We start from the raw sequence: 21,731 nt of genomic DNA, 5'->3' as shown, positions 1-21,731 counted from the left end.
CCTCTTACTACATGTATTACCAATCACCGGTGAAGATCGTGGAGACGCCCGACGGCGGTGCCCGGGTATGGCGAGTTGCCATCGACACCGGCGGCTGGCAAGAGAAGAACGACCTTTTTGCCGAGATCGTCTTCGACGTCGGGGGAGACGTCTTCCGTCGATCTCCGGAGGATTTCGTGCAGGAGGTGGAGCGTTTTCGGGCTCACTATCTGGAAGGTGATGGCCCGATCTTCGCCCTCTACGAAACGATCCAGGCAGTCCGCGATGTGGCGAAGGCCGAAGACCGCCACCTGACGGAGACGGAGCGGGCGCTGATCCGGGGGATCCGCCAGCGGACGTTCGTGATGTTCGAGGAGCAGCTCCGTGCGGCTGGTGATCCTGGCGCGGACCCTGATATCGCCAGAGCGGTGTAGGCAGGGCTCTGCCGAGGACCCGTGGGTCGCGGAGGCGAACCTCAGCGCGCGTGCGTTGGCCCGGCGGTCGGCGAGGCAGTCTTCCGAGGCCGGCGTCCCGTCCACGCTTTCGGCTTGATCACGTGATGAAGAACAGTTGCCGGGCCCTTTCGAGGGATTCGCCTGGTCCGAATAGGATCCAGACATGAGTGGGTCGAGGGCTGGGGCGAGCAGGTCCAACGTCTGGGCGTGGCCGGCCGGCATCCTGATCGGTTTGGCGGTCGGCATCCCCTCATTCGGTTCGAAGGGTGGCGTCGCCTTCGGCGTAGCTCTCGGCATCGCCTTCGCGATCGCCTTCGGCGCGGCCGGGAAGCGTACCGAGGGTGGCAAGGCCGAGGGTGGCAAGGCCGACGGTGACAGGTCCGAGGGTGGCGCCGACGGTCCGCACCGAGGGTGATCGACTCCAGTTCGGCGATGTGGGGGTATCCGGAGACAGGGGATACCGCCATATTGGCGATGTTGAGTGGATCAAGCCGGGCGGCGCCGGAGAGTGTCGCGGAGGCGATGGGCGTACAGGAGGCTTTGCGGCCGCTCGTCGACCTGGTCGGGCCGGGGCCTACCGCGCCCGCGACGGTGGCCGGCCTGGACGTGGCGTACGCGCAGAGCGGTGACCTGCTCGCGGCGGCCGTGACCGTGTTGGACGCCCGGACGTTGGCCGTGGTGGATTCCGCGGTCAGTGTGGGCCGGCCGGCGTTCGGTTACGTGCCGGGGCTGTTCGCGTTCCGGGAGTTGCCGGCTCTGCTCGCCGCGCTGGACCGGCTGACCACCCGACCGGACCTGCTGGTCTGTGACGGGCACGGGTTGGCTCATCCGCGCCGGTTCGGGCTCGCGTGCCATCTCGGGGTGGTGACCGGGCTGCCGGCGATCGGGGTGGGGAAGACGCCGCTCGTCGGCGAGTGGGATCCGCCGCCGGTGCGGCGTGGTGCCTGGTCGCCGTTGCGGGACGCGGGTGAGGTCGTCGGTCGGGTGCTGCGGACGCAGGACGGCGTGAAGCCGGTCTTCGTCAGCGTGGGACACCGGATGAGCCTGGACAACGCCACCGCCCGGGTGCTCGCGCTGGCCCCGCGCTACCGGCTGCCGGAGACCACCCGGACGGCCGACCGGCTCTGCCGTGACGCGCTCGCCAGGGTGGAGGAGCAGGCTGGCTGACCGGGGGCGTAAACCGTAACGCCGCACACATGCGGGCCGCTCTATGACCAGGGGTGGGGGTGGGCCGGTAGTAGCCTGGCCCACGTACCCCACCCGGGGTGAAACGGTGAGGTGATCATGACGGTGCGTCGGCGCGCGGCGCGGCTCGCGACGGTCTGCGGTGTCCTGGGCGGCCTGGTGCTGCTCGGTGCGTCGCCGGCGTCGGCCGACGACGACTCGGTCCGGGTTGGCGCCGCCAGCAGTTTCTCCGCCGGTGGCTCGGCGCAGGGGGTGAACGTCGCGGTGCGCAAGCGCTCCGACGGGTGCGTGCTGCTGCGTACCGCCCTGGGCCTGAGCCTGGAGGGTCTCCAGCCGGATCAGGTGACGGTGCAGGTGAACGCCGGCGGGCGTTGGTTCCCGGTGGCGGTGTCCGGGGGTGACGGCAGCGCGGTGACCGGGCAGACGTCGCCGGCGAAGCCGACCCTGTGCAAGGGCAAGGGCATCACGGTGCGGTACCGGGTGGCGTTCGCCGAGGGCACGCCTGGCGGGCGGCTCGTGGTGACCGGCGTGGGGGTCAGCGCGGCCGGCCAGGAGCTGGGTCGGGCCACCGACACGGCGCGGCTGAACGGCGCCCGGGTCACCCCGACGCCGTCGAAGAAGCCCACCCCGACTCCGAGCCCGACCGAGGTCGCGACCGCCAGCGAGGTGGTGAACCCGGCCGCGCTCGCGCCGACGGCCGCCGCGCCGTCCACGACGCCTGTCGCCGCCGAGTCCGGTGGCGGTTCACCTGTCATGTTCTTCGGTATCGCGATGGTCGCCGTCGGACTACTGCTCATCGTGCTGCTGGTCCGCCGCTCGCGGCAGGACCGGTCACCTGCCGACCCGCCGCCGGTGCCCCTGCCGGGCAACCCCGGCGGCACCACCTACCGCTCCGGCGGTGGGTCACCGACCGCGCCCGCCAACCCGGGCTCGGTGTACGGCCAGCAGCCGTCCGGCGGCTACGGCACGGTGCCCGCTCCCCGGCCCGCCCCCGGTGGTGTGTACGGGGCCCGACCGGTGGAGAACGCGCCGGCACCCGAGGCGACGCAGCCGATGCCGGGCGCTCCGGGCACCCCACCGCCGCCCGAGGATCCGCCCGACGGTGGCGAGCGCACGGCGATCATGCCCCGGCTCCCCGGCTGAGCGGGGCCGGACCCCTACCCTCCGATACGCTCAGGTTCGGTGGAAACTGCGGCCAAGGAGCGGAACCAGTGTCTGATCTGTCCCAGATCGTGAAGGCGTACGACGTCCGAGGGACGGTGCCGGACCAGTGGGACGAGCGGGTCGCCGAGGCGCTTGGAGCCGCGTTCACCCAGCTTCTCAACACCACCGACGAGCCGGGCGACGCGGTCGTCGTCGGGTACGACATGCGGGCCAGTTCGCCAGGGTTGGCGGAGGCGTTCGCGGCAGGCGTCCGCGCTGAGGGCCGCTCGGTGATCGAGATCGGGCTCGCCTCCACCGATCTGCTCTACTTCGCGTCCGGTTCGCTCGACCTGCCCGGCGCCATGTTCACGGCCAGCCACAACCCCGCGCAGTACAACGGCATCAAGATGTGCCGCTCCGGTGCCCGGCCCATCGGTCAGGACAGCGGGCTCGCCGAGATCCGCGATCGCGCACAGGCCCTCCTGGATTCGGGCGCGGCCCGTCCGGGCGGCGAGCCGACCCGACCTGTCGAACGCCGTGACCTGCTTCCCGACTACGCCGCGTACCTGCGCAAGCTTGTCGACCTGTCCGGCATCCGGCCCTTGAAGGTGGTGGTCGACGCGGGCAACGGGATGGGCGGCTTCACGGTTCCGACAGTGCTCGGCGACGCGGCCCTGTCGGCCCTGCCGTTGGAGATCGTGCCGCTGTACTTCGAGTTGGACGGCAGCTTCCCCAACCACGAGGCCAACCCGTTGGATCCGGCGAACCTGGTCGACCTCCAGCGCGCGGTGGTCGAGCACGGCGCCGAGATCGGGCTGGCCTTCGACGGTGACGCCGACAGGTGCTTCGTGGTGGACGAGCGCGGCGAGCCGGTCTCGCCGTCGGCGATCACCGCTCTGGTCGCCGCCCGCGAGTTGGCGAAGCACCCGGGCTCCACGGTGATCCACGGCCTCATCACCTCCAGCGCCGTCCCGGAGATCATCCGTGAGCACGGCGGCGAGCCTGTCGTCGCCCGTGTCGGTCACTCCTTCATCAAGGCCGAGATGGCGCGCACCAACGCCGTCTTCGGTGGCGAGCACTCGGCGCACTACTACTTCCGGGACTTCTGGTTCGCCGACACCGGGATGCTCGCCGCGATGCACACCCTGGCCGCGCTGGGTGAGCAGTCGCTGCCGCTGTCCGTGCTGGCCGGGGAGTACGAGCGCTACGTCGCCTCCGGCGAGATCAACTCGACGGTGGCCGACCAGGCGGGCGCGGTCGCCGAGGTGCGGGCCGCGTACCCCGAGGCGGAGGTCGACGAGATGGACGGGCTCACGCTGCGTTTCCCCGACGGCGCGTGGTTCAACCTGCGCGCCTCCAACACCGAGCCGTTGCTGCGGCTCAACGTCGAGGCGCCCACCCGGGATCGGATGGTCTCGCTCCGGGACGACGTGCTCAACCGCGTTCGCCGATAAGATCGCCTGCGCCGGTCGGCACCGCCGCCGGTGAAGCCGCACACGTGGAAGGAGCCGTGCCATGGCCCTGGATCCGCAGTTGCTCGAGATTCTCGCCTGTCCGGACACGCACCACGCCCCGCTCACCTACGATGCCGAGGCGCAGACGTTGACCTGCACGCAGTGCGGCCGGATCTTCGAGGTCCGTGACGACGTGCCGGTGCTGCTGCTCGACGAGGCGCGCGGTGGCCCCGGGCAGGCATCATGATCGACGGTACGGCCGGGGTCAGTGGTCGGCGCGACGCCGACGAGGCCCTGCTCGACAACCCGGCGGCGCTGGCCGAGCACGATCCGGGTGACATGCTCCGGCACACCGCCTCGGCGGGCGCGCAGGTGCGGGAGAGCGCGGCGCTGGCCGCCGAGGCGAATCTGGCGGTGCTCGCCGACGACGGGCGGCCCCGGGCCGTGGTGATCGCGGGCATCGGCACCGCCGGGCGTACCGGTGACGTGCTGGCCACCGTCGCCGGGCCGCGCTGCCCGGTCCCGATCATCGGGCACCGCAGCGCGGGCGTACCCGGCTGGGTGGGCGCGGCCGACGTGGTGATCGCGGTGAGCGCGTCCGGCCGGAGCCCGGAGGCGCTGGGCGCCGCCGAGGCGGCCCACAGGCGTGGTGCTCGGCTCGTCGCGGTGGGTGCACCGGATTCGCAGTTGCAGTCGATCGCCGAGCAGGCCCGGGCGCCGTTCATCCCGGTGCCCCGACGCGCGCCGGCGCGGGCCAGCCTCTGGGCGCTCACCGTCCCGGTGCTGCTCGCCGCCCGTTCGCTCGGGCTGGTGAAGGTCAACGAGGCCGACCTGGCGGAGACCGCGGCCCGACTCGACGCGGACGCGGACCGCTGCCGGTCCGCCGCGGAATCGTTCGTCAACCCGGCGAAGTCGCTGGCGCTGGGCCTGGCCGGCTCGATCCCGATCGTCTGGGGCTCGTCCCCGCTGGCGACGGTGGCGGCCCGCCGGTTCGGTGACACACTGTCGGCCAACGCCCGCTACCCGGTGGTCACCGGGGCGCTCGGCGAGGCCGGTAGGGGTCGCGTCGGCCTGCTCGACGGCGTCTTCGGAGGTCTGGCCGAGGGCGAGCGGGACATCTTCGCCGACCCGGCGGAGGACGACGGCGAGGGGACCCGTCTGCGGCTGGTACTGCTGCGCGACGGCGGGCTCAACGCCGAGGACGACACCGACGAGCCACTGGCGGTGGAGGAGCGCCGCGCGGACGCGGTGCAGACCCTCGCCGAGCGGCGCGGGGTGCGGTGTGACGTGGTGATTGCCGAGGGCGGCTCCGCGCTGGAACGGCTGGCCTCGCTGATCGCGGTGCCGGATTTCGCGTCGATCTACCTTGCTCTGGCACATGGACTGGACCCGATGGCCGTACCGGCCATCACCGAGATGAAGGAGCTGTCGAACCAGTGAACGGACGTAGGGGGCGGCGCGTCATGCGCGGACCGGTTGGCTTCGTTCGGCGAAGCGGAGCGGCGGCGTGAGCGCCAACGGTGGAACGAAGGCGATCGTCGCCGCCCTGCTGGCCAACGTCGGCATCGCCGTCACCAAGTTCGTCGCGTTCCTGCTGACCGGGTCGTCGTCGATGCTTGCCGAGTCGATCCACTCGGTCGCCGACTCGGGCAACCAGGGCCTGTTGCTGCTCGGCGGCAAGCGGGCGAAGCGGGCGGCCACCCCGGAGCACCCCTTCGGGTACGGCCGGGAGCGCTACATCTACGCGTTCATCGTGTCGATCGTGCTGTTCAGCCTGGGTGGCCTGTTCGCCCTGTACGAGGCGTACCACAAGTGGTCGGATCCGCACGGCATCAGCGAGTGGCAGTGGGTGCCGATCACGGTGCTGGTGGCGGCGATCCTGATGGAGTCGTTCTCGTTCCGGACCGCCATCAAGGAGTCCAACCACATCCGGGGCAACCAGTCCTGGGTGCGGTTCATCAGGCGTGCCAAGGCGCCGGAGCTGCCTGTCGTTCTGCTCGAGGACTTCGGCGCGCTTGTCGGTCTGGTCTTCGCGCTGTTCGGCGTCACCATGACGCTGATCACCGGGAACGGCAAGTGGGACGCCGCGGGCACCGCGATGATCGGTGTCCTGCTCGTGGTGATCGCCATCGTGCTGGCGATCGAGACGAAGAGCCTGCTGCTCGGTGAGGGCGCCGAACAGCAGGACCTGGACGCCATCGAGCGGTCCATCACCGACGGTCCCGAGGTGGAGCGGATCATCCACATGAAGACGCTCTACCTGGGCCCGGAGGAGCTGATGGTCGCCGCGAAGATCGGCGTACCGGCCTGCGAGAGCGCCGAGGACCTGGCGCGCGGCATCAACGCCGTGGAGGCGCGCATCCGTGCCGCCGTGCCCATCGCCCGCGTGATCTACCTGGAGCCGGACATCTGGAGTGTCGCCGCCGCCAGGGCCGGCACGGGCGCCGCCGCCGACACCGCCGTACCCCAGCCGCAGGAGGGCGGGGCGGCCGGGCGGCCCGGGGGCTGACCTGTGGAACTGCTGTACGGACCGATCCGGGACTACGCCTGGGGGTCGCGCTCGGCTCTCGCGCTGTTGCAGGGCCGGCCGGTGCCCAGCGCCGGTCCGGAGGCGGAGCTGTGGCTGGGCGCCCACCCGGGCGCCCCGGCCATGGTGGAACGCGCCGGGCTCCAGGTCAGCCTGTGTGACCTGGTGCGGGACGAGCCGGGGCAGTGGCTCGGTGCGCGGGTGTCCGACCGGTTCGGCAGCAGGCTGCCGTTCCTGCTCAAGGTCCTCGCCGCGGACGCCCCGCTGAGCCTGCAGGCCCACCCGGACGCCGAGCAGGCCCGGGCCGGGTACGAGGCGGAGGCGGGGCGTCCGGCGGCGGAACGCAACTACTCCGACCCGCACCACAAGCCGGAGTTGCTGGTGGCGCTCACCCCGTTCGAGGCGCTGTGCGGGTTCCGGCCGCCGGTGGAGTCGGCCGAGGCGCTCGCGTCGTTCGGCGTACCGGTGCTGGCGCCCGTGGTGGAGGCGTTGCGGGCCGGGTCGCCGGGGTTGCGGACGGCGGTGGGGACGCTGCTGGCCTGGCCGGCCGGTGAGCGCGACGAGTTGTTGTCAGCAGTGGTGGCCGCGCCTGCCGACGGCCCGGACGCGGAGCTGGCCCGGCGGTTGGCGGCGGCGTACCCGGGAGATCCGGGTGTGCTTGTCGCGTTGCTGCTGCACCACGTGCGGCTGGTGCCGGGGGAGGGGATCTGGATGCCCGCCGGCAATCTGCACGCCTACCTGAGTGGTTGCGGCGTGGAGATCATGGCGGCCAGCGACAACGTGTTGCGTGGTGGGCTGACGCCGAAGCGGGTGGACGTCGACGAGTTGCTGCGGGTGCTGCGTTTCGAGGTGCTCGAGGACCCGGTCCGGGCGGCGCAGCCGGTGGGCCCGGGGGTGGACTGGTGGCCGGTGCCGGTGGACGACTTCGCCCTGCACCGGGTGCGGGTCGGCGCTGCGGTGCCGTCGGTCACGTTGTCGCTGCCCGGCCCGCGGGTGGTGCTGTGCGGGTCCGGTGCGGTGACGGTGGACGACGGGGCGGGCGTTGTGACGTTGGTGTCCGGTCAGGCGGCGATCGGCGATGCCGCCGGTGCGCCGCTGCGGATCGGTGGCGCCGGTGAGGCGTACGTGGCGACGTCCGGGTTGCGCTGACGCGCTTCCCGCAACGACACAAGTCCGACTTTCCCGGAATGGCTTGACGTCGTGCTGGCCCAGTGTGACTCTATGAGTACGCAGCGTTATCGCGACGACGGTCCGACAACGTGCGGGGAACCAAACCGGGGGGATGCGCGGGGCGGGCGGGAGTGGACAGGAAGCTGTCCACGACCGACCGCCCCGTGCGCTGTCCACGTCCCCCTGATGCCCGTCGCCGACGCGCGTAAGGTGGAGGGTCGGCGCAGACATCGTTCGACAGGAGCTTTCATGACCAGCACCCTCCCGGCGTCCGCCAGCGGTACGCCGTCCGAGGCCCGGCCGAGCACGCTCGCCGAGGGCGACTTCAAGGTGGCGGATCTGTCGCTCGCCGAGTTCGGGCGCAAGGAGATCCAGCTCGCCGAGCACGAGATGCCCGGCCTGATGGCGATCCGTCGGGAGTTCGCCGACGCCCAGCCGCTCGCCGGCGCGCGGATCACCGGTTCGCTGCACATGACCATCCAGACCGCAGTCCTGATCGAGACGCTGGTGGCCCTCGGCGCGCAGGTGCGCTGGGCGTCCTGCAACATCTTCTCCACCCAGGACCACGCCGCCGCGGCGATCGTCGTCGGCCCGGACGGCACCCCCGAGGCCCCCGCAGGCGTCCCGGTGTACGCCTGGAAGGGCGAGACGCTTCCGAAGTACTGGTGGTGCACCGAGCAGGTGCTCGCCTGGCCCGACGGGCAGGGCCCGAACATGATCCTCGACGACGGCGGTGACGCCACCCTGCTCGTGCACAAGGGCGCCGAGTTCGAGAAGGCCGGGGTCGTGCCGCCCGTCGAGTCCGCCGACTCCGAGGAGTACGCGGTCATCCTCGACCTGCTGCACCGCTCGCTCGCCGAGGACGGCCAGCGCTGGACGCGGATCGCCGCCGGCATCAAGGGCGTGACCGAGGAGACCACGACGGGCGTGCACCGGCTCTACGAGATGCACCGCGCCGGCACCCTGCTCTTCCCGGCCATCAACGTCAACGACTCGGTGACCAAGAGCAAGTTCGACAACAAGTACGGCTGCCGGCACTCGCTCATCGACGGCATCAACCGGGCCACCGACGTGCTGATCGGCGGCAAGATGGCAGTCGTCATGGGCTACGGCGACGTGGGCAAGGGCTGCGCCGAGTCGCTGCGCGGCCAGGGCGCCCGGGTCGTGGTGACCGAGGTGGACCCGATCTGCGCGTTGCAGGCCGCGATGGACGGCTACCAGGTCGCCACCCTGGACGACGTTGTCGAGCAGGCGGACATCTTCATCACCGCCACCGGCTGCTTCGACGTCATCACCAACGAGCACATGGCCCGGATGAAGCACCAGGCCATCGTCGGCAACATCGGCCACTTCGACAACGAGATCGACATGGCCGGTCTGGCCAAGCGTTCCGACGTCGAGCGGGTCAACATCAAGCCGCAGGTCGACCTGTGGCGCTTCGCCGACGGGCACGCGGTCATCGTGCTCTCCGAGGGCCGCCTGCTGAACCTGGGCAACGCCACGGGGCACCCGAGCTTCGTGATGTCCAACTCGTTCGCCAACCAGACGATCGCCCAGATCGAGCTGTTCACCAAGACCGAGGACTACCCGATCGGCGTCTACGTGCTGCCCAAGCACCTGGACGAGAAGGTGGCCCGGCTGCACCTGGGCGCGCTCGGCGCGAAGCTGAGCACGCTCACCAAGGAGCAGGCCGCGTACCTGGGTGTCTCGCCGGAGGGCCCGTTCAAGCCGGACCACTACCGCTACTGATCGTTCTTTTCGGGACCGGGTCGGCTGTTCGCAGCCGGCCCGGTTCGTCGTCTGCGCCTCAGGGCCGGCGGCGGGCGGGGCGGAACCAGGTCCAGACACACCAGGCGAGCCAGCCGAGCGACACGACTGTGGCCAGTGCCCGCAGCCGCAGCGCGCTGAGCAGCAGAACCACCGCGAGCACCGTCAGCCACGGCAGGAATCCCTTCACTGCGGGATCCTCCCACAGCCGGGATGGGTGAGCTTGTCAAGAACGACTTGACGAGTGCCCTGAGCGGGAGGAAGGTATGGCTGCCCTAAGTAAGCTGAGGCCAACCTGATGGACACGGAGCCGGGATGTTCGCGACCTACCTGATCGGCCTGCGGGAGGGCCTGGAGGCGACCCTGGTGGTCAGCATCCTGGTGGCCTTCCTGGTGAAGTCGCAGCGCCGGGACCGGTTGCCCCAGGTCTGGGCGGGCGTCGGCCTGGCCGTGGCGCTCTCGGTGCTGTTCGGCTGGTTGATCGAGTACACGTCGACCTCGCTGCTGGCCCGCTCCGAGGACCGGGAGTTGTTCGAGGCGATCACCTCCGTCGCCGCAGTGGTCTTCGTCACCTGGATGATCTTCTGGATGCGGCGTGCCGCCCGGACGATCGCCGGCGAGCTGCGCGGCAAGCTCACCGAGGCGCTGGCCGTCGGGTCCCTCGCGGTCGCCGGCATGGCCTTCCTCGCCGTGATCCGGGAGGGCCTGGAGACCGCGCTGATCTTCTATTCGGCCGCCCAGGGCGCGGCCGGCGACAGCGGGCCGCTGCTCGCGCTGATCGGTGGCATCCTCACGGCCGTGGTGCTCGGCGTACTGCTCTACGCCAGCGCCCTGCGGATCAACCTCAGCAAGTTCTTCACCTGGACCGGCGCGCTGCTGATCCTGGTCGCCGCCGGCATCCTCAAGTACGGCGTGCACGACTTCCAGGAGGCAGGTGTCCTGCCCGGCCTGAACGACCTGGCCTTCGACATCACCGGGACGCTCGACCCGAGCACCTGGTACGCCGCTCTGCTGGCCGGAATGTTCAACGTGACGCCCGCGCCCACCGTGCTGGAGACGATCGCCTGGATCGGGTACGCGGTGCCGGTCCTGGCGCTCTTCCTGCGCCCGGCCCGCCGTAAGCCGGCGCCCACCGCGTCCACCGGCACCGAGCGCGTAGCCGACACCGACACCGACACCGGCACCGAGGCCGAGGCGGCGACCGCGCCGCAGCGCGCCTGACCTCACGAGGAGAGACAGCCCAAGATGCGTACCACAGGCTTTTTCGCGCTGGCCGCCGCCGGTGTGCTGGCCACGACCGGTGTCGCCGCGTGTTCCGACTCCGCGAAGGATGACGCGGCGGGGGCCGGCGGCCCGATCGTGGTCAAGGCCAGCGACACCGCCTGCGACGTCGGTACGACCGATCTGGGTGCCGGCACCGCCACCTTCAAGATCACCAACTCGGGCGCGAAGGTGACCGAGTTCTACGTGTACGCCTCCGGCGACCGGGTGATGGGCGAGGTGGAGAACATCGCCCCCGGCCTGAGCCGCGAGCTGCGCGTCGAGCTGCCGGCCGGGACGTACGAGACGGCCTGCAAGCCGGGGATGAGCGGCAAGGGCATCCGGGGTGCGCTCAAGGTCAGCGGCTCGGCGCAGCCGCTCACCGCCGACGCCGCCCTGGCCGGCGCCACCGAGAACTACCAGCGTTACGTCAAGAGCCAGACCGCCGCGCTGCTGAACAAGACCGAGGAGTTCGTCGGCGCGGTCAAGGCCGGCGACGTGGCGAAGTCCAAGGCGCTGTACCCGGTCGCCCGCACCTACTGGGAGCGGATCGAGCCGGTGGCCGAGATCTTCGGCGACCTCGACCCCAAGATCGACGGCCGTGAGGAGGTCATCGAGGAGGGGATGGAGTTCACCGGCTTCCACCGGATCGAGAAGGACCTCTGGCAGTCCGGCGACATCAGCAAGGACGGCCCGATCGCCGACCGGCTGCTCGTCGACGTCAAGGAGATCGTGGCCAAGGCCAACGCCGAGAAGCTCTCCCCGCTCCAGCTCGCCAACGGCGCGAAGGAACTGCTCGACGAGGTGGCCAGCGGCAAGATCACCGGCGAGGAGGACCGCTACTCGCACACCGACCTGTGGGACTTCGCCGCCAACCTGGAGGGCTCCAAGGCGGCCGTGTCGGCCCTGCGGCCGGCGCTGGAGCAGCGCTCACCGGAGCTGGTGACGCAGTTGGACACCGAGTTCGCAAACGTCGAGGCGCTGCTCGGCAAGCACCGGGCCGGCGACGGCTGGAAGCTGCACACCGCGCTGAGCAAGGCCGAACTCAAGGAACTGTCCGACGGCATCAACGCGCTCGCCGAGCCGATCAGCAAGGTCGCCGCGGCCGTCGCCAAGTGACAGTACGTCAGGGGGAGTCGAACCGATGAGCGGAAGCAGGGTGACCCGGCGCCGGGCGATCACGCTCGCCGGTGCCGGGGTGGCAGGCGTCGCCGGAGTGGCGGTCGGCGCGGGAGCGCTCGTCGGCGGCTCCCGTGGTCCGGCCGCCGCCAGCGACCACCCGGCCGGGGCGGTGCCGTTCCACGGTGAGCACCAGGCCGGGATCGTCACCCCGGCGCAGGACCGGCTGCACTTCGTCGCGTTCGACGTGATCACCAAGGACCGGGCGCGGCTGGTCGGGATGCTCGAGGAGTGGAGCGCCGCCGCAGCCCGAATGACCGCTGGCCGGGACGCCGGGGTGCTGGGCGCGGTCGGCGGGATGCCGGAGGCTCCACCCGACGACACGGGTGAGGCGCTCGGCCTGCCCCCGTCCCAGCTCACCCTGACCATCGGGTTCGGGCCGACGCTGTTCCGCGACGCCGACGGCCGGGACCGGTTCGGCATCGCCGACAGACGTCCGGCCGCCCTCGCCGAGCTGCCGAAGTTCCCAGGTGACGCGTTGCAGCCGCAGATCTCCGGTGGCGACCTCTGCGTCCAGGCGTGCGCCAACGACCCGCAGGTGGCGGTGCACGCCATCCGCAACCTGGCCCGGATCGGCATGGGTGTGGTGAGCGTGCGCTGGTCGCAGCTCGGCTTCGGTCGTACCTCGTCGACCTCCCGGGACCAGGCCACCGCGCGCAACCTCTTCGGCTTCAAGGACGGCACGGCAAACCTCAAGGCCGAGGACACCAGCCTGCTTCGCGACCAGCTCTGGGTGCAGCCGGGCGACGGGCCGGACTGGATGACCGGCGGCGCGTACCTGGTCACCCGCAAGATCCGGATGCTGGTGGAGACCTGGGACCGGACGTCGCTGGCCGAGCAGGAGGAGATCGTCGGCCGGGCCAAGGGCAGTGGCGCGCCGCTGGGCCGGACCGACGAGTTCGACGAACCGGACTTCGCGGCGCACGGTGACGACGGCAAGCCGGTGATCGCCGAGCACGCCCACGTCACGCTGGCCCATCCGAGCCGCAACAACGGTGCCCAGCTGCTGCGCCGGGGCTACAACTTCGTGGACGGCTCGGACGGCCTCGGTCGGCTCGACGCGGGCCTGTTCTTCATCGCCTACCAGCGTGATCCGCGCCGTCAGTTCGTGCCGATCCAGACCCAACTGGCCCGCCACGACGTGATGAACGAGTACCTGCGGCACGTCTCCAGCGCGCTGTTCGCCTGCCCGCCCGGCGTCCGTGACGGCGGGGACCACTGGGGGCGTGCGCTCTTCGGCTGACAGCCGTCCGGATCACGACAGCGCGACCGGCCCGAGGCTCCGGTGGCGCTGGGCGGCGCCGACGGGGGATCATGGTTGCAGCCGGGCGGGATCCACCCGACGCCGGTCCCACCGAACTGAACGGGGATGCAATATTAATCCCATGAGAGCCCGGGTACTGGTGGTCGACGACGACCCCGCACTCGCCGAGATGCTCGGCATCGTGCTGCGTAGTGAGGGCTTCCTGCCCTCGTTCGTGGCAGATGGTGAGCGGGCGCTGGCCGCCTTCCGCGACAGCCGGCCCGATATCGTGCTGCTCGACCTGATGTTGCCCGGGATGAGCGGTATCGACGTGGCCAGGTCCATCCGGGCCGAGTCCGGCGTGCCGATCGTCATGCTGACGGCCAAGAGCGACACCGTGGACGTCGTGCTCGGCCTGGAGTCCGGTGCCGACGACTACGTGGTCAAGCCGTTCAAGCCCAAGGAGCTGGTCGCCCGGATGCGGGCCCGACTGCGCCGGGGCGAGGACGTGGCGCCGGAGATGTTGACCATCGGGCCGCCCGGCAACCAGATCACCATCGACGTGCCGGCGCACACGGTCAGCCGCAACGACGAGGAGGTGAAGCTGACTCCGCTGGAGTTCGACCTGTTGGTCGCGCTCGCCCGTAAGCCGCGTCAGGTCTTCACCCGCGAGGTGCTGCTGGAGCAGGTGTGGGGCTACCGGCACGCGGCCGACACCCGGCTGGTGAACGTGCACGTCCAGCGGCTCCGGGCCAAGATCGAGCCGGACCCGGAGCGGCCGGAAATCATCCTCACCGTGCGGGGCGTGGGCTACAAGGCGGGGACCGGATAGCCTGGTCACACTGTGTTGACCTCACCGCCCCCACACCCCCCGACAGCGGCTGCCCGCCGGCGTATCGCCGGTGGGGAGCTCTGGCGTGCGGTGAGTGGCCGCGCCGCGCGGGTGCTGGCCCGGGTGCACCAGACCTGGCGCCGCTCGCTCCAGGTGCGGGTGGTGACCATCACGCTTGTCGCCTCCAGCCTGCTGGTCGGCGGCTTCGCGTTCCTGATCGCCGACAAGATCACCACGATCCTGCTGGACAACGCCCGCACCGACGTGCGGCTGCGGGTGAACAGCGGCGCCAGCTACGCGGCCAAGCAGGTCTCCCTGTACGGCCAGCCGCAGGAGGCGCAACTCCAGGAGACCATCGACGGCACGGTCAACTACCTGGCCGGCGGTGACCCCCAGCAGACCAGTGGCGTGGTGGTGGCGATCACCGCCGACGACTACCCCAACGACATCCAGACCCGCGCCGCGCCGTCGGTGAACGTCCAGCCACTGATCAGCCCGGAGCTGCGGGCCGCGGTCGCCGAGGGCAAGGTGGCCAGCCAGATCCGTACCGGCCGGCTCACCGGGCAGAGCACCAAATACCTGGTGTACGGCTCTCCGGTGCCCACCCGCTTCGGCCAGATCGAGCTGTACTACCTGGTGCCGCTGACCCGGCAGGACTCCACCGCCGCCGACGCCCGAGCCACGGTGGTGGCCACCGGAGTGGCGCTGGTGATCCTGCTCGGGCTGCTCGCTGCCCTGGTCACCCGCCTGGTGGTCAACCCGGTCCGGGTGGCCGCGCGTACCGCCCAGCGGCTCTCCGCCGGCCTTCTGGACCAGCGGATGGTGGTCAACGGCGAGGACGACCTCGCCCTGCTCGCCGCCTCGTTCAACCAGATGGCCACCAACCTGCAACGGCAGATCCTGCGCCTGGAGGAGATGTCCCGGTTGCAGCGCCGCTTCACCTCGGACGTCTCGCACGAGCTGCGTACCCCGTTGACCACGGTCCGGATGGCCGCCGACCTGATCTTCGCCGAGCGCGACGAGTTCGATCCGGCGGTGGCCCGCAGCGCCGAGCTGCTCCAGGCCGAACTGGACCGCTTCGAGGAGCTGCTCACCGACCTGCTGGAGATCAGCAGGTTCGACGCCGGGTTCGCCATGCTGGACGCCGAGCCGACCGACCTGGTGCCCGTGGTGCACCGGGTGGTCGAGCGGCTGGCCGGCCTGGCCGAGCGGGTGGGCGTACCCATCGAACTCGACCTGCCGGGCACCCCGGTGATCGCCGAGGTCGACCCGCGCCGGGTCGAGCGCGTGCTGCGCAACCTGGTCGGCAACGCCGTCGAGCACGGCGAGGCCCGCCCGGTGCTGATCACCCTCGGCATCGACGAGACCGCCGTGGCGATCACCGTGCGGGACCACGGGGTCGGGCTCAAGGCCGGCGAGGAGAAGCTGGTGTTCAACAGGTTCTGGCGGGCTGATCCGTCCCGGGCACGGCAGACCGGTGGCACCGGTCTGGGCCTGTCGATCAGCCTGGAGGACGCCCGACTGCACGGCGGTTGGCTGGAGGCGTGGGGCGCGCCGGGGCAGGGCGCCCAGTTCCGCCTCACCCTGCCGGCCCGGGCCGGTGACCGACTGACCACCTCGCCGCTGCGGCTGGTGCCGGCCGACGCCGCCCTGCCGTTCGGCGGCCCCCGCGACGGTGGTCCGCTGGCCATCGGGCCCGGCACCGGTGGGGCGTTGGCGATCGGCCCGGCGCCGACCGGGGACGGGCAGCGGGCGGAGGTGGGCTCATGAGGCGGCCGGTCGTGCTCGGGGCACTAGGTGTGGTGCTTCTGCTGGGCGGCGCCTGCGGCATCCCGGCCTCGTCGGACGTGCGGGTGGACGGTAGGGGCGGCGCGGCGACGGGGGCCGGTTCGGGGAACGGCCGGCCGAGCGAGCCGCCGTCGCGTACGGCGAGCGGCAGCTCCAACGAGGCCTTCGTCCGCAACTTTCTGTCCGCGGCCGCCGGTGAACCGGATCGGGCCTACGAGCGGGTCAAGGCGTTCATCGCGCCGGAGGACCGGGCCCGTCTCCAGGACAAGAAGGGCAGCGAGGTCGCCATGACGGTGGTCCGGTTGCGCGAGGCCGTCTACACCCTCAACAGCGACTCGACCACCACCGTGAAGATCAGCGTGCAGCAGATCGGTGTGCTGCGGGCCAACGGCACGCTGGCCCCGCCGGTGGCGACCGAGACGGAGTACGAGTTCAGATTGCGCAGCGGCACGTTGGACGGCGCCGCCAACGACGAACGCGCCGGCCTGTACGTGGTCGACCCCCCGAACGTGCTGCTGCTCAGCGACGTGGCCCTCCAGCAGTACTACCAGGGCGAGTCGATCTACTTCTGGAGTTCTGACCGCACCCGCCTGGTGCCCGACCAGCGTTACCTGCCGGTGGCGGTGCCGCAGGAGCGGCGGGTCAACGAGGTCGTCAAGTGGTTGGTGGCCGGTCCGTCCGACTGGCTGCGCCCCGGTGTCGTGGGGCTGCCCGACCGCACCGAGCTGATCAACAACGCCACCGGCGCGAACGACAGGTGGGAGGTCAACCTGGACATGTCCGGCGACGACCAGAACGGCATCGACCAGCTGCTCACGCAGCTCGCCTGGTCGCTGGGCGACCTCGGGGGCCAGTTGGAGCTGAAGATCCGCAACAACTCGCAGCCGGTGCTGGACCTGAACACGCGCCGCGCGACCGAACGGCTCTACCCGATCACCGAGAGCCCGCAGCGGTTCTGCGTGTACGAGGGCGGGATCCGCCCGCTCGACTTCGTCGGCGAGCTCAGCGGGGCGGTGCCGCTGGCGCCCGACATCAACCGCAACATCGTCTCCGCCGGCCTGGCCCGGGCCGACAACCGGGTGCTCGCCGCGATGGTGGTGAGCAGCGGCAAGAGTCGCCAGCGCCTCGCCGTGGGCAGTGGGCCCGCCCCGATCACCACGCTCAACCGCGGCACCTCCGAGTACGCCTCGATCAGCCGACCGGTCTGGCTGCGGATGGCCGACTCCCGGCCCGGCCGGGGCCTGGTGGTGGCCGACGGGCAGCTCTACCGTTTCGACGAGGGTGCCCGGATGTATCAGGTGCCGCTCAACCTGCCCGCGCCGGTGAGCGCGGTGGCCGCCGCGCTGGACGGCCAGCGGGTCGCACTCGTCGCCGGCGGTCAGCTCTACGTGGCGGCTGTCAACCTCGACGGCGGCGGGGTGTCCATCGGCCCGCCCCGGCAGCTGGTGACCTCGCTGACCGGCCTCACGACAGTGGACTGGGGTCGGGAGGACCAGCTCGTCGTGGCCGGGTCGGCCGGCCAGCCGGCGATCTACGAGATCAGCGTCGACGGTGCCGTGGAGACGCCGCTCCGTACCGACGTCGGCGCCAAGGTCAACCACCTGACGGCGTACCCGACGAACCGCACCGTGCCCCTGCCCAGCGGGGCGTACATGTACGAGGCGAACGGGGTGGCGTACCGCAGCAGCCCGTTGGAGCGGATCGAGCCCGACCGGGTACGCGACATCGCCCCACCGCCGGCCGGCGGCCGTCCGAGCAACCCGTCAGCCCCGTTCTTCCTCTACTGACACCATGCGCGGGCTCTGGGCGGACCTCACCGACCTGGTGCTGCCCGCCGACTGCGCGGGCTGTCGGGAACGCCGGTCCGGCCTGCGGCACGGGGTCTGCCCCTCCTGCGTGACGGCCCTCGACGCGCTGCGTCCCGGGCCGGTACGTCCCACCCCCGCCCCGGCCGGTCTCCCACCGTGTGTCGCCCTCGGTCCGTACGCCGGCCCGCTGCGGGAGGCCCTGCTGGCGTACAAGGACCATGGGCGGCACGGGTTGGCCCGTCCACTCGGCGGTCTGCTGGCGGAGGTCGTCGCGACGGCCGTCGGCGACGGGAGACGACCGGTGGCGCTGGTTCCGGTGCCGGACACGGCGGCGGCGGCCCGGGCCCGGTACGGCGATCACCTGGACCGGTTGGCGCGGCACTGCGCGGCACGTCTTCGTCGGAGCGGCTGGGCGGTCCGTGTGCACCGGCCGCTGCGTGCGCTGCCCCGACCCGACTCGGTGACGCTTGACAGCGCGGCCCGGGCCGCGGCGGCGCAGGAGGCGTTCCGGCAGCGCTCGGCCGCGCCGACAGGTGCCGGTGCGGCGGGTGTCGCGCCGGTCGTGGTGCTCCTCGACGACATCGTGACGACCGGGGTCACGTTGGCCGCGGCGGCCCGCGTGCTGGGTGCTACCGGGTCGGCACCGGGTGTCGCGGCGGTGCTCGCGGCGACCGAGAAAAGACTCCGTTCGTAACCGATCGTGTTTCCGTTTCACCCGTTGGTGTATGAGCTGCGAAAAATCTCGGGCGGTCTCGGCAACATGGGGTGACTGCCGGGCAAACAGGCGTTAGCGTTTTCCTGTCGGGGGTAGGAGGTCCATTCCACCCGCCCCCGGCGGTGAGAGGAGGCGTAGCCGCACTGTCCGGTCGACGCCAGCGGGTCTCCCACGGCGCGCGACCGGGTTACCGGATCGAAGACGTCCGAACAAGGGAGGTCACGTGGACATCGTGGTCAAGGGCCGCAACGTCGAAGTGCCGGACCATTACCGGGTGCACGTAGCCGAGAAACTCGCAAAGATCGAACGCTACGACCACAAACTTATTCGTGTCGATGTCGAGCTGTTTCACGAGCGCAATCCGCGCCAGGCCGACCACTGCCAGCGGGTGGAGATCACCTGCATTTCCCGGGGCCCGGTGATTCGGGCCGAGGCGTGCACGAACGACTTCTACAGCGCGCTCGACGCCGCCATCGCGAAGCTCGACACCCGACTGCGCCGCGCGGCCGACCGTCGCCGCGTACACAGGGGTCGGCACGCTCCGATCTCCGTCGCCGCCGCCACCGCAGGCCTCCCTGTCGCGGATCTGGTGGCCCCTCCGCTCAGCGCGCCGGGTGACGGCGCACGCGCCGGCACGGCCGTCGCCGAGCGGGTCGAGGAGGAGGACGACGACCAGCAGCCGTGGCACATCGCCCGGGAGAAGGTGCACCCGGCGGAGCCGATGACCATCGACGACGCGTTGTTCGAGATGGAACTGGTCGGCCACGACTTCTACCTGTTCCAGGACAAGGAGACGGGCCGTCCCAGCGTCGTCTACCGGCGTCACGCCTACGACTACGGGATCATCTCCCTCGCCACCTGACCGGCGGCCGAGCCGATCGATCACGGGGTTGTGGTGGGGCAGCCCACCGCAACCCCGTGATCGCTCTCAGCGCAGGTCGGCGGGGAGCAGTGCGAACGTCAGGTCGTCCAGACGCCTGCCGTCCAGGCCCGGCAGGCGGCCGCGCTGGAGGCCCTCCCTGTGGAAACCGGCCCGCTCCAGGACCCGGTGCGAGGCGATGTTGTCCGGCACCGTGCCCGCGACAAGCCGAGCGACACCGGCCGAGCCGAAGGCCCACGCCGCGAGCAGCCGGACAGCCCTTGTCGCGTACCCCCGGCCCCGCCAGTCGGGCAGCAGCGCGTAACCGACCGAGGCCTCGCCGCTGGCCGCGTCCGTGAACGACAACCCGCAGCTGCCCGCCGGCTCGCCGGTGGCCGAGTCGACGATCAGCAGCCGGGCGATGTCGCCGGCCAGCCACCCGCTCTCGGCGAGCAGGCAGCGCCGCTCGATCGCCTCCCACGTCGGTGGCAGCGGCGGCGCCTGGTTCGCGACGACCTCCTGCCGACTGTGCAGCCGGTACATCAGCTCCGCATCGTCGGGCGCCAGCCGTCGCAGCGTCACCACCTGGTCGGTGAGCACCCCGCCGGGCAGGTCGGGCAATAGCCGGGCGGTCGGGCCCGGTGGGTCGTCGGCGAGACGTACCCAGGCCAGCAGGTCGTGCCGGCCCCCGTCGCGGCCGGACCCGGCCGACCGGCGCGACCCCTCGTGACGGAAGCCGGCGGCCAGCGCGACCCGCTGGCTCGGGCCGTTTGCCGCCTCGGTGAGCAGTTCCAGTCGGGCGGTTCCGGTGGCGAACGCGTGGTCGCTCAGCGCGCGGGTCGCCGCGGTGGCCACCCCGCGTCCGCGCGCCTCGGGCCGCACCCAGTAGCCGATCTCGGCCTGACCCCGTTCGGGCACCGGGTTGCTGAGACCCACCGCGCCGAGCAGCCGGTCGGTGGCCGGGTCGGCGACGGCGTACGCGGCGCCACCGCCGGTCCAGGCCGCCGGGGCGCCGACGTCGATCCACCAGCGGGCGTCGACCTCTGTGTACGGGGACGGCAGGTTCGGCACGAACCGCTGGCTGACCGGATCGGCGCAGCCGTCGACCACGTCGGCGGTGTCCTCGGTGCGGAACAGCCGCAGCCGCACCCCGTACGCCTCGACCACCTGCGGCGGCGTCACGCCAGGTCCTCCGCGAGCAGCGCGGCGATCCACACGTCGGCCCGCCCGCCCCGGTGCGGTATGCCACCCCTGGCGATCCCCTCGAACGAGAAGCCCGCCTTCTCCGCCACCCGTCGGGAGGCGTTGTTGCCCACGTGCGCCTTCCACTCGATACGCGCCAGACCCAGCGCGGTGAACCCCCAGGCGCTCAGTGCGAGCAGCGCGGCAGGCATGAAGCCGCGGCCACGGGCGTCGGGCGCCGTCATGAACCCCACGTCGGCAAGCAACGGGTCGACCGGGGAGAGCCGAAGGTCGATCGAGCCGGCGTACCTGTCGTCCGGGTCGGCGATGGCGAAGCACGCCGCGTCGCCCCGGGCCCACAGCTCCCGGCAGTGTTCCTGGTACCACCGCGCGTCGGCGTGGTCGTACGGGTCCGGCACCGTGGTCCAGCGGATGGTCTCAGGATCCCGGCAGGTCCGCACCACGGCGTCCAGGTCCTGCTCCTCCATCGGGCGGAGCCGCAGCTCACCGGCGTCGGCGCTGGCGAACAGCGGGGGCTGCGGGCGGCCGAAGACGGCGGCCCGCCGAGCGGCCAGAGTGCCCGGCCCGGCCGGCCCGGTCGCCCCCGGCTCGGGCACCTCGCCGGGCAGCAGCGAGCCGACCCAGCCGTCCTGGAGGCCGTCCGGCGCCGCTCGGCCGAGCCGCAGTCGGCCGTCGATCCGGAAACCGGCCCGGAGCGCGACCAGGCGGGAGGCGTGGTCGCCCACCTCCGCCTGCCAGAGCAGCCGGCGCAGCCCGAGCGTTCCGAGGGCCCAGCGGGCCACCGCCCGGGTCGCCCGGACGGACACGCCCCGGCCGCGCGCCCACGGGGCCGTCCAGTAGCCGATCTCGCCGGTGCCGCCGCCGTCGATGGAGACCAGGCCGCACGAGCCGAGCAGCTCGCCGGACCCGGGGTCGCAGACCGCGAACGGAGCACCGGTGCCCTCCGCCCAGGCACGTCCGCTCAGCTCGGTGACGAAGCCGTGCGCGTGTTCCGGAAGGTACGGGCGCGGTACGGTGGTCCAGCGCTGAATGTCCGGATCCTGGCAGGCGCGGTGCACGTCGTCGGCGTCGGCGTTTCGCCAGGGTCGCAGCAGTACGCCGTCCTCGATGATCTCCACGGGCTCCACTCGTGCATAGTGCCGGAACGTTCGCCGACGGCGTAAC

The 21,731-nt window shown here is 71.6% G+C and carries 21 protein-coding genes; 18 read left to right on the top strand and 3 right to left on the bottom strand.

All coding sequences use genetic code 11. From position 1 onward, the window contains the following. Positions 1-29 precede the first annotated feature (29 nt). The 10 genes from ACZ6N8_RS02120 (at position 30) to ahcY (ending at position 9,662) form a co-directional block, all read left to right on the top strand. A complete protein-coding gene (locus tag ACZ6N8_RS02120; protein WP_466006945.1) occupies positions 30-413 on the top strand; it encodes a hypothetical protein in 384 nt (127 codons plus the stop codon). A 184-nt stretch (positions 414-597) separates the two neighbouring features. After that, a complete protein-coding gene (locus tag ACZ6N8_RS02115) occupies positions 598-849 on the top strand; it encodes a hypothetical protein (protein ID WP_466006944.1) in 252 nt (83 codons plus the stop codon). 59 nt (positions 850-908) lie between these two features. After that, positions 909-1,601: a deoxyribonuclease V gene (gene nfi / locus ACZ6N8_RS02110; protein WP_466006943.1), complete on the top strand. Its 693-nt coding sequence runs from the start codon at positions 909-911 to the stop codon at positions 1,599-1,601. Between the two features lie 117 nt (positions 1,602-1,718). Further along, positions 1,719-2,762: a hypothetical protein gene (locus ACZ6N8_RS02105; RefSeq protein ID WP_466006942.1), complete on the top strand. Its 1,044-nt coding sequence runs from the start codon at positions 1,719-1,721 to the stop codon at positions 2,760-2,762. 68 nt (positions 2,763-2,830) lie between these two features. Beyond that, positions 2,831-4,216 (top strand): phosphomannomutase/phosphoglucomutase, encoded by a 1,386-nt coding sequence (locus ACZ6N8_RS02100; RefSeq protein ID WP_466006941.1) that lies wholly within the window; start codon positions 2,831-2,833, stop codon positions 4,214-4,216. Between the two features lie 61 nt (positions 4,217-4,277). Further along, entirely contained in the window at positions 4,278-4,463 is a 186-nt protein-coding gene (locus ACZ6N8_RS02095; protein WP_139585754.1) for a Trm112 family protein, read from the top strand. Continuing rightward, on the top strand, positions 4,460-5,656 hold the full coding sequence (locus ACZ6N8_RS02090) for an SIS domain-containing protein (RefSeq protein WP_466006940.1): 1,197 nt from the start codon (positions 4,460-4,462) through the stop codon (positions 5,654-5,656). Before ACZ6N8_RS02095 ends, ACZ6N8_RS02090 begins: the two co-directional genes overlap by 4 nt. A gap of 67 nt (positions 5,657-5,723) precedes the next feature. Continuing rightward, a complete protein-coding gene (locus tag ACZ6N8_RS02085; protein ID WP_466006939.1) occupies positions 5,724-6,725 on the top strand; it encodes a cation diffusion facilitator family transporter in 1,002 nt (333 codons plus the stop codon). 3 nt (positions 6,726-6,728) lie between these two features. Continuing rightward, a complete protein-coding gene (gene manA, locus ACZ6N8_RS02080) occupies positions 6,729-7,892 on the top strand; it encodes a mannose-6-phosphate isomerase, class I (protein ID WP_466006938.1) in 1,164 nt (387 codons plus the stop codon). Positions 7,893-8,162: 270 nt separating this feature from the next. After that, positions 8,163-9,662: an adenosylhomocysteinase gene (ahcY, locus tag ACZ6N8_RS02075; protein WP_466006937.1), complete on the top strand. Its 1,500-nt coding sequence runs from the start codon at positions 8,163-8,165 to the stop codon at positions 9,660-9,662. A gap of 58 nt (positions 9,663-9,720) precedes the next feature. Here the strand turns inward: ahcY and ACZ6N8_RS02070 are convergent, their stop codons facing one another. Then, positions 9,721-9,870 (bottom strand): hypothetical protein, encoded by a 150-nt coding sequence (locus ACZ6N8_RS02070; RefSeq protein ID WP_203176626.1) that lies wholly within the window; start codon positions 9,868-9,870, stop codon positions 9,721-9,723. 125 nt (positions 9,871-9,995) lie between these two features. Between ACZ6N8_RS02070 and efeU the strand changes: the two genes are divergently transcribed. From efeU to hpf, 8 genes are all read left to right on the top strand, one after another. Continuing rightward, positions 9,996-10,901 (top strand): iron uptake transporter permease EfeU, encoded by a 906-nt coding sequence (gene efeU / locus ACZ6N8_RS02065; protein WP_466006936.1) that lies wholly within the window; start codon positions 9,996-9,998, stop codon positions 10,899-10,901. A 24-nt stretch (positions 10,902-10,925) separates the two neighbouring features. Beyond that, complete coding sequence (gene efeO / locus ACZ6N8_RS02060; RefSeq protein WP_466006935.1) at positions 10,926-12,059, top strand: iron uptake system protein EfeO; 1,134 nt, start codon at positions 10,926-10,928, stop codon at positions 12,057-12,059. Between the two features lie 25 nt (positions 12,060-12,084). Then, positions 12,085-13,362, top strand: a complete 1,278-nt coding sequence (efeB, locus tag ACZ6N8_RS02055) for an iron uptake transporter deferrochelatase/peroxidase subunit (RefSeq protein WP_466006934.1) — start codon at positions 12,085-12,087, stop codon at positions 13,360-13,362. A 142-nt stretch (positions 13,363-13,504) separates the two neighbouring features. After that, positions 13,505-14,194, top strand: a complete 690-nt coding sequence (gene mtrA, locus ACZ6N8_RS02050; protein ID WP_007455837.1) for an MtrAB system response regulator MtrA — start codon at positions 13,505-13,507, stop codon at positions 14,192-14,194. Between the two features lie 12 nt (positions 14,195-14,206). Then, on the top strand, positions 14,207-15,964 hold the full coding sequence (mtrB, locus tag ACZ6N8_RS02045; protein ID WP_466006933.1) for an MtrAB system histidine kinase MtrB: 1,758 nt from the start codon (positions 14,207-14,209) through the stop codon (positions 15,962-15,964). Continuing rightward, positions 15,961-17,769 carry an LpqB family beta-propeller domain-containing protein gene (locus tag ACZ6N8_RS02040; RefSeq protein WP_466006932.1) on the top strand — a complete coding sequence of 603 codons (1,809 nt, stop codon included), beginning with the start codon at positions 15,961-15,963 and terminating at the stop codon, positions 17,767-17,769. The genes mtrB and ACZ6N8_RS02040 overlap by 4 nt, the downstream gene beginning before the upstream one ends. A 4-nt stretch (positions 17,770-17,773) precedes the next feature. Further along, positions 17,774-18,484, top strand: a complete 711-nt coding sequence (locus tag ACZ6N8_RS02035; protein WP_466006931.1) for a ComF family protein — start codon at positions 17,774-17,776, stop codon at positions 18,482-18,484. Positions 18,485-18,728: 244 nt separating this feature from the next. After that, a complete protein-coding gene (gene hpf / locus ACZ6N8_RS02030; protein ID WP_466006930.1) occupies positions 18,729-19,367 on the top strand; it encodes a ribosome hibernation-promoting factor, HPF/YfiA family in 639 nt (212 codons plus the stop codon). Positions 19,368-19,433: 66 nt separating this feature from the next. Here the strand turns inward: hpf and ACZ6N8_RS02025 are convergent, their stop codons facing one another. Both ACZ6N8_RS02025 and ACZ6N8_RS02020 read right to left on the bottom strand, forming a co-directional pair. After that, positions 19,434-20,546, bottom strand: a complete 1,113-nt coding sequence (locus tag ACZ6N8_RS02025) for a GNAT family N-acetyltransferase (RefSeq protein ID WP_466006929.1) — start codon at positions 20,544-20,546, stop codon at positions 19,434-19,436. Then, positions 20,543-21,694 (bottom strand): GNAT family N-acetyltransferase, encoded by a 1,152-nt coding sequence (locus ACZ6N8_RS02020; RefSeq protein WP_466006928.1) that lies wholly within the window; start codon positions 21,692-21,694, stop codon positions 20,543-20,545. The genes ACZ6N8_RS02025 and ACZ6N8_RS02020 overlap by 4 nt, the downstream gene beginning before the upstream one ends. Between the last annotated feature and the right edge of the window lie 37 nt (positions 21,695-21,731).

This window comes from Micromonospora sp. NPDC047521, from assembly GCF_055587305.1.
The sequence above is the reverse complement of the archived record's forward strand: the minus strand, read 5'-3'. Positions and strand labels throughout refer to the sequence as shown.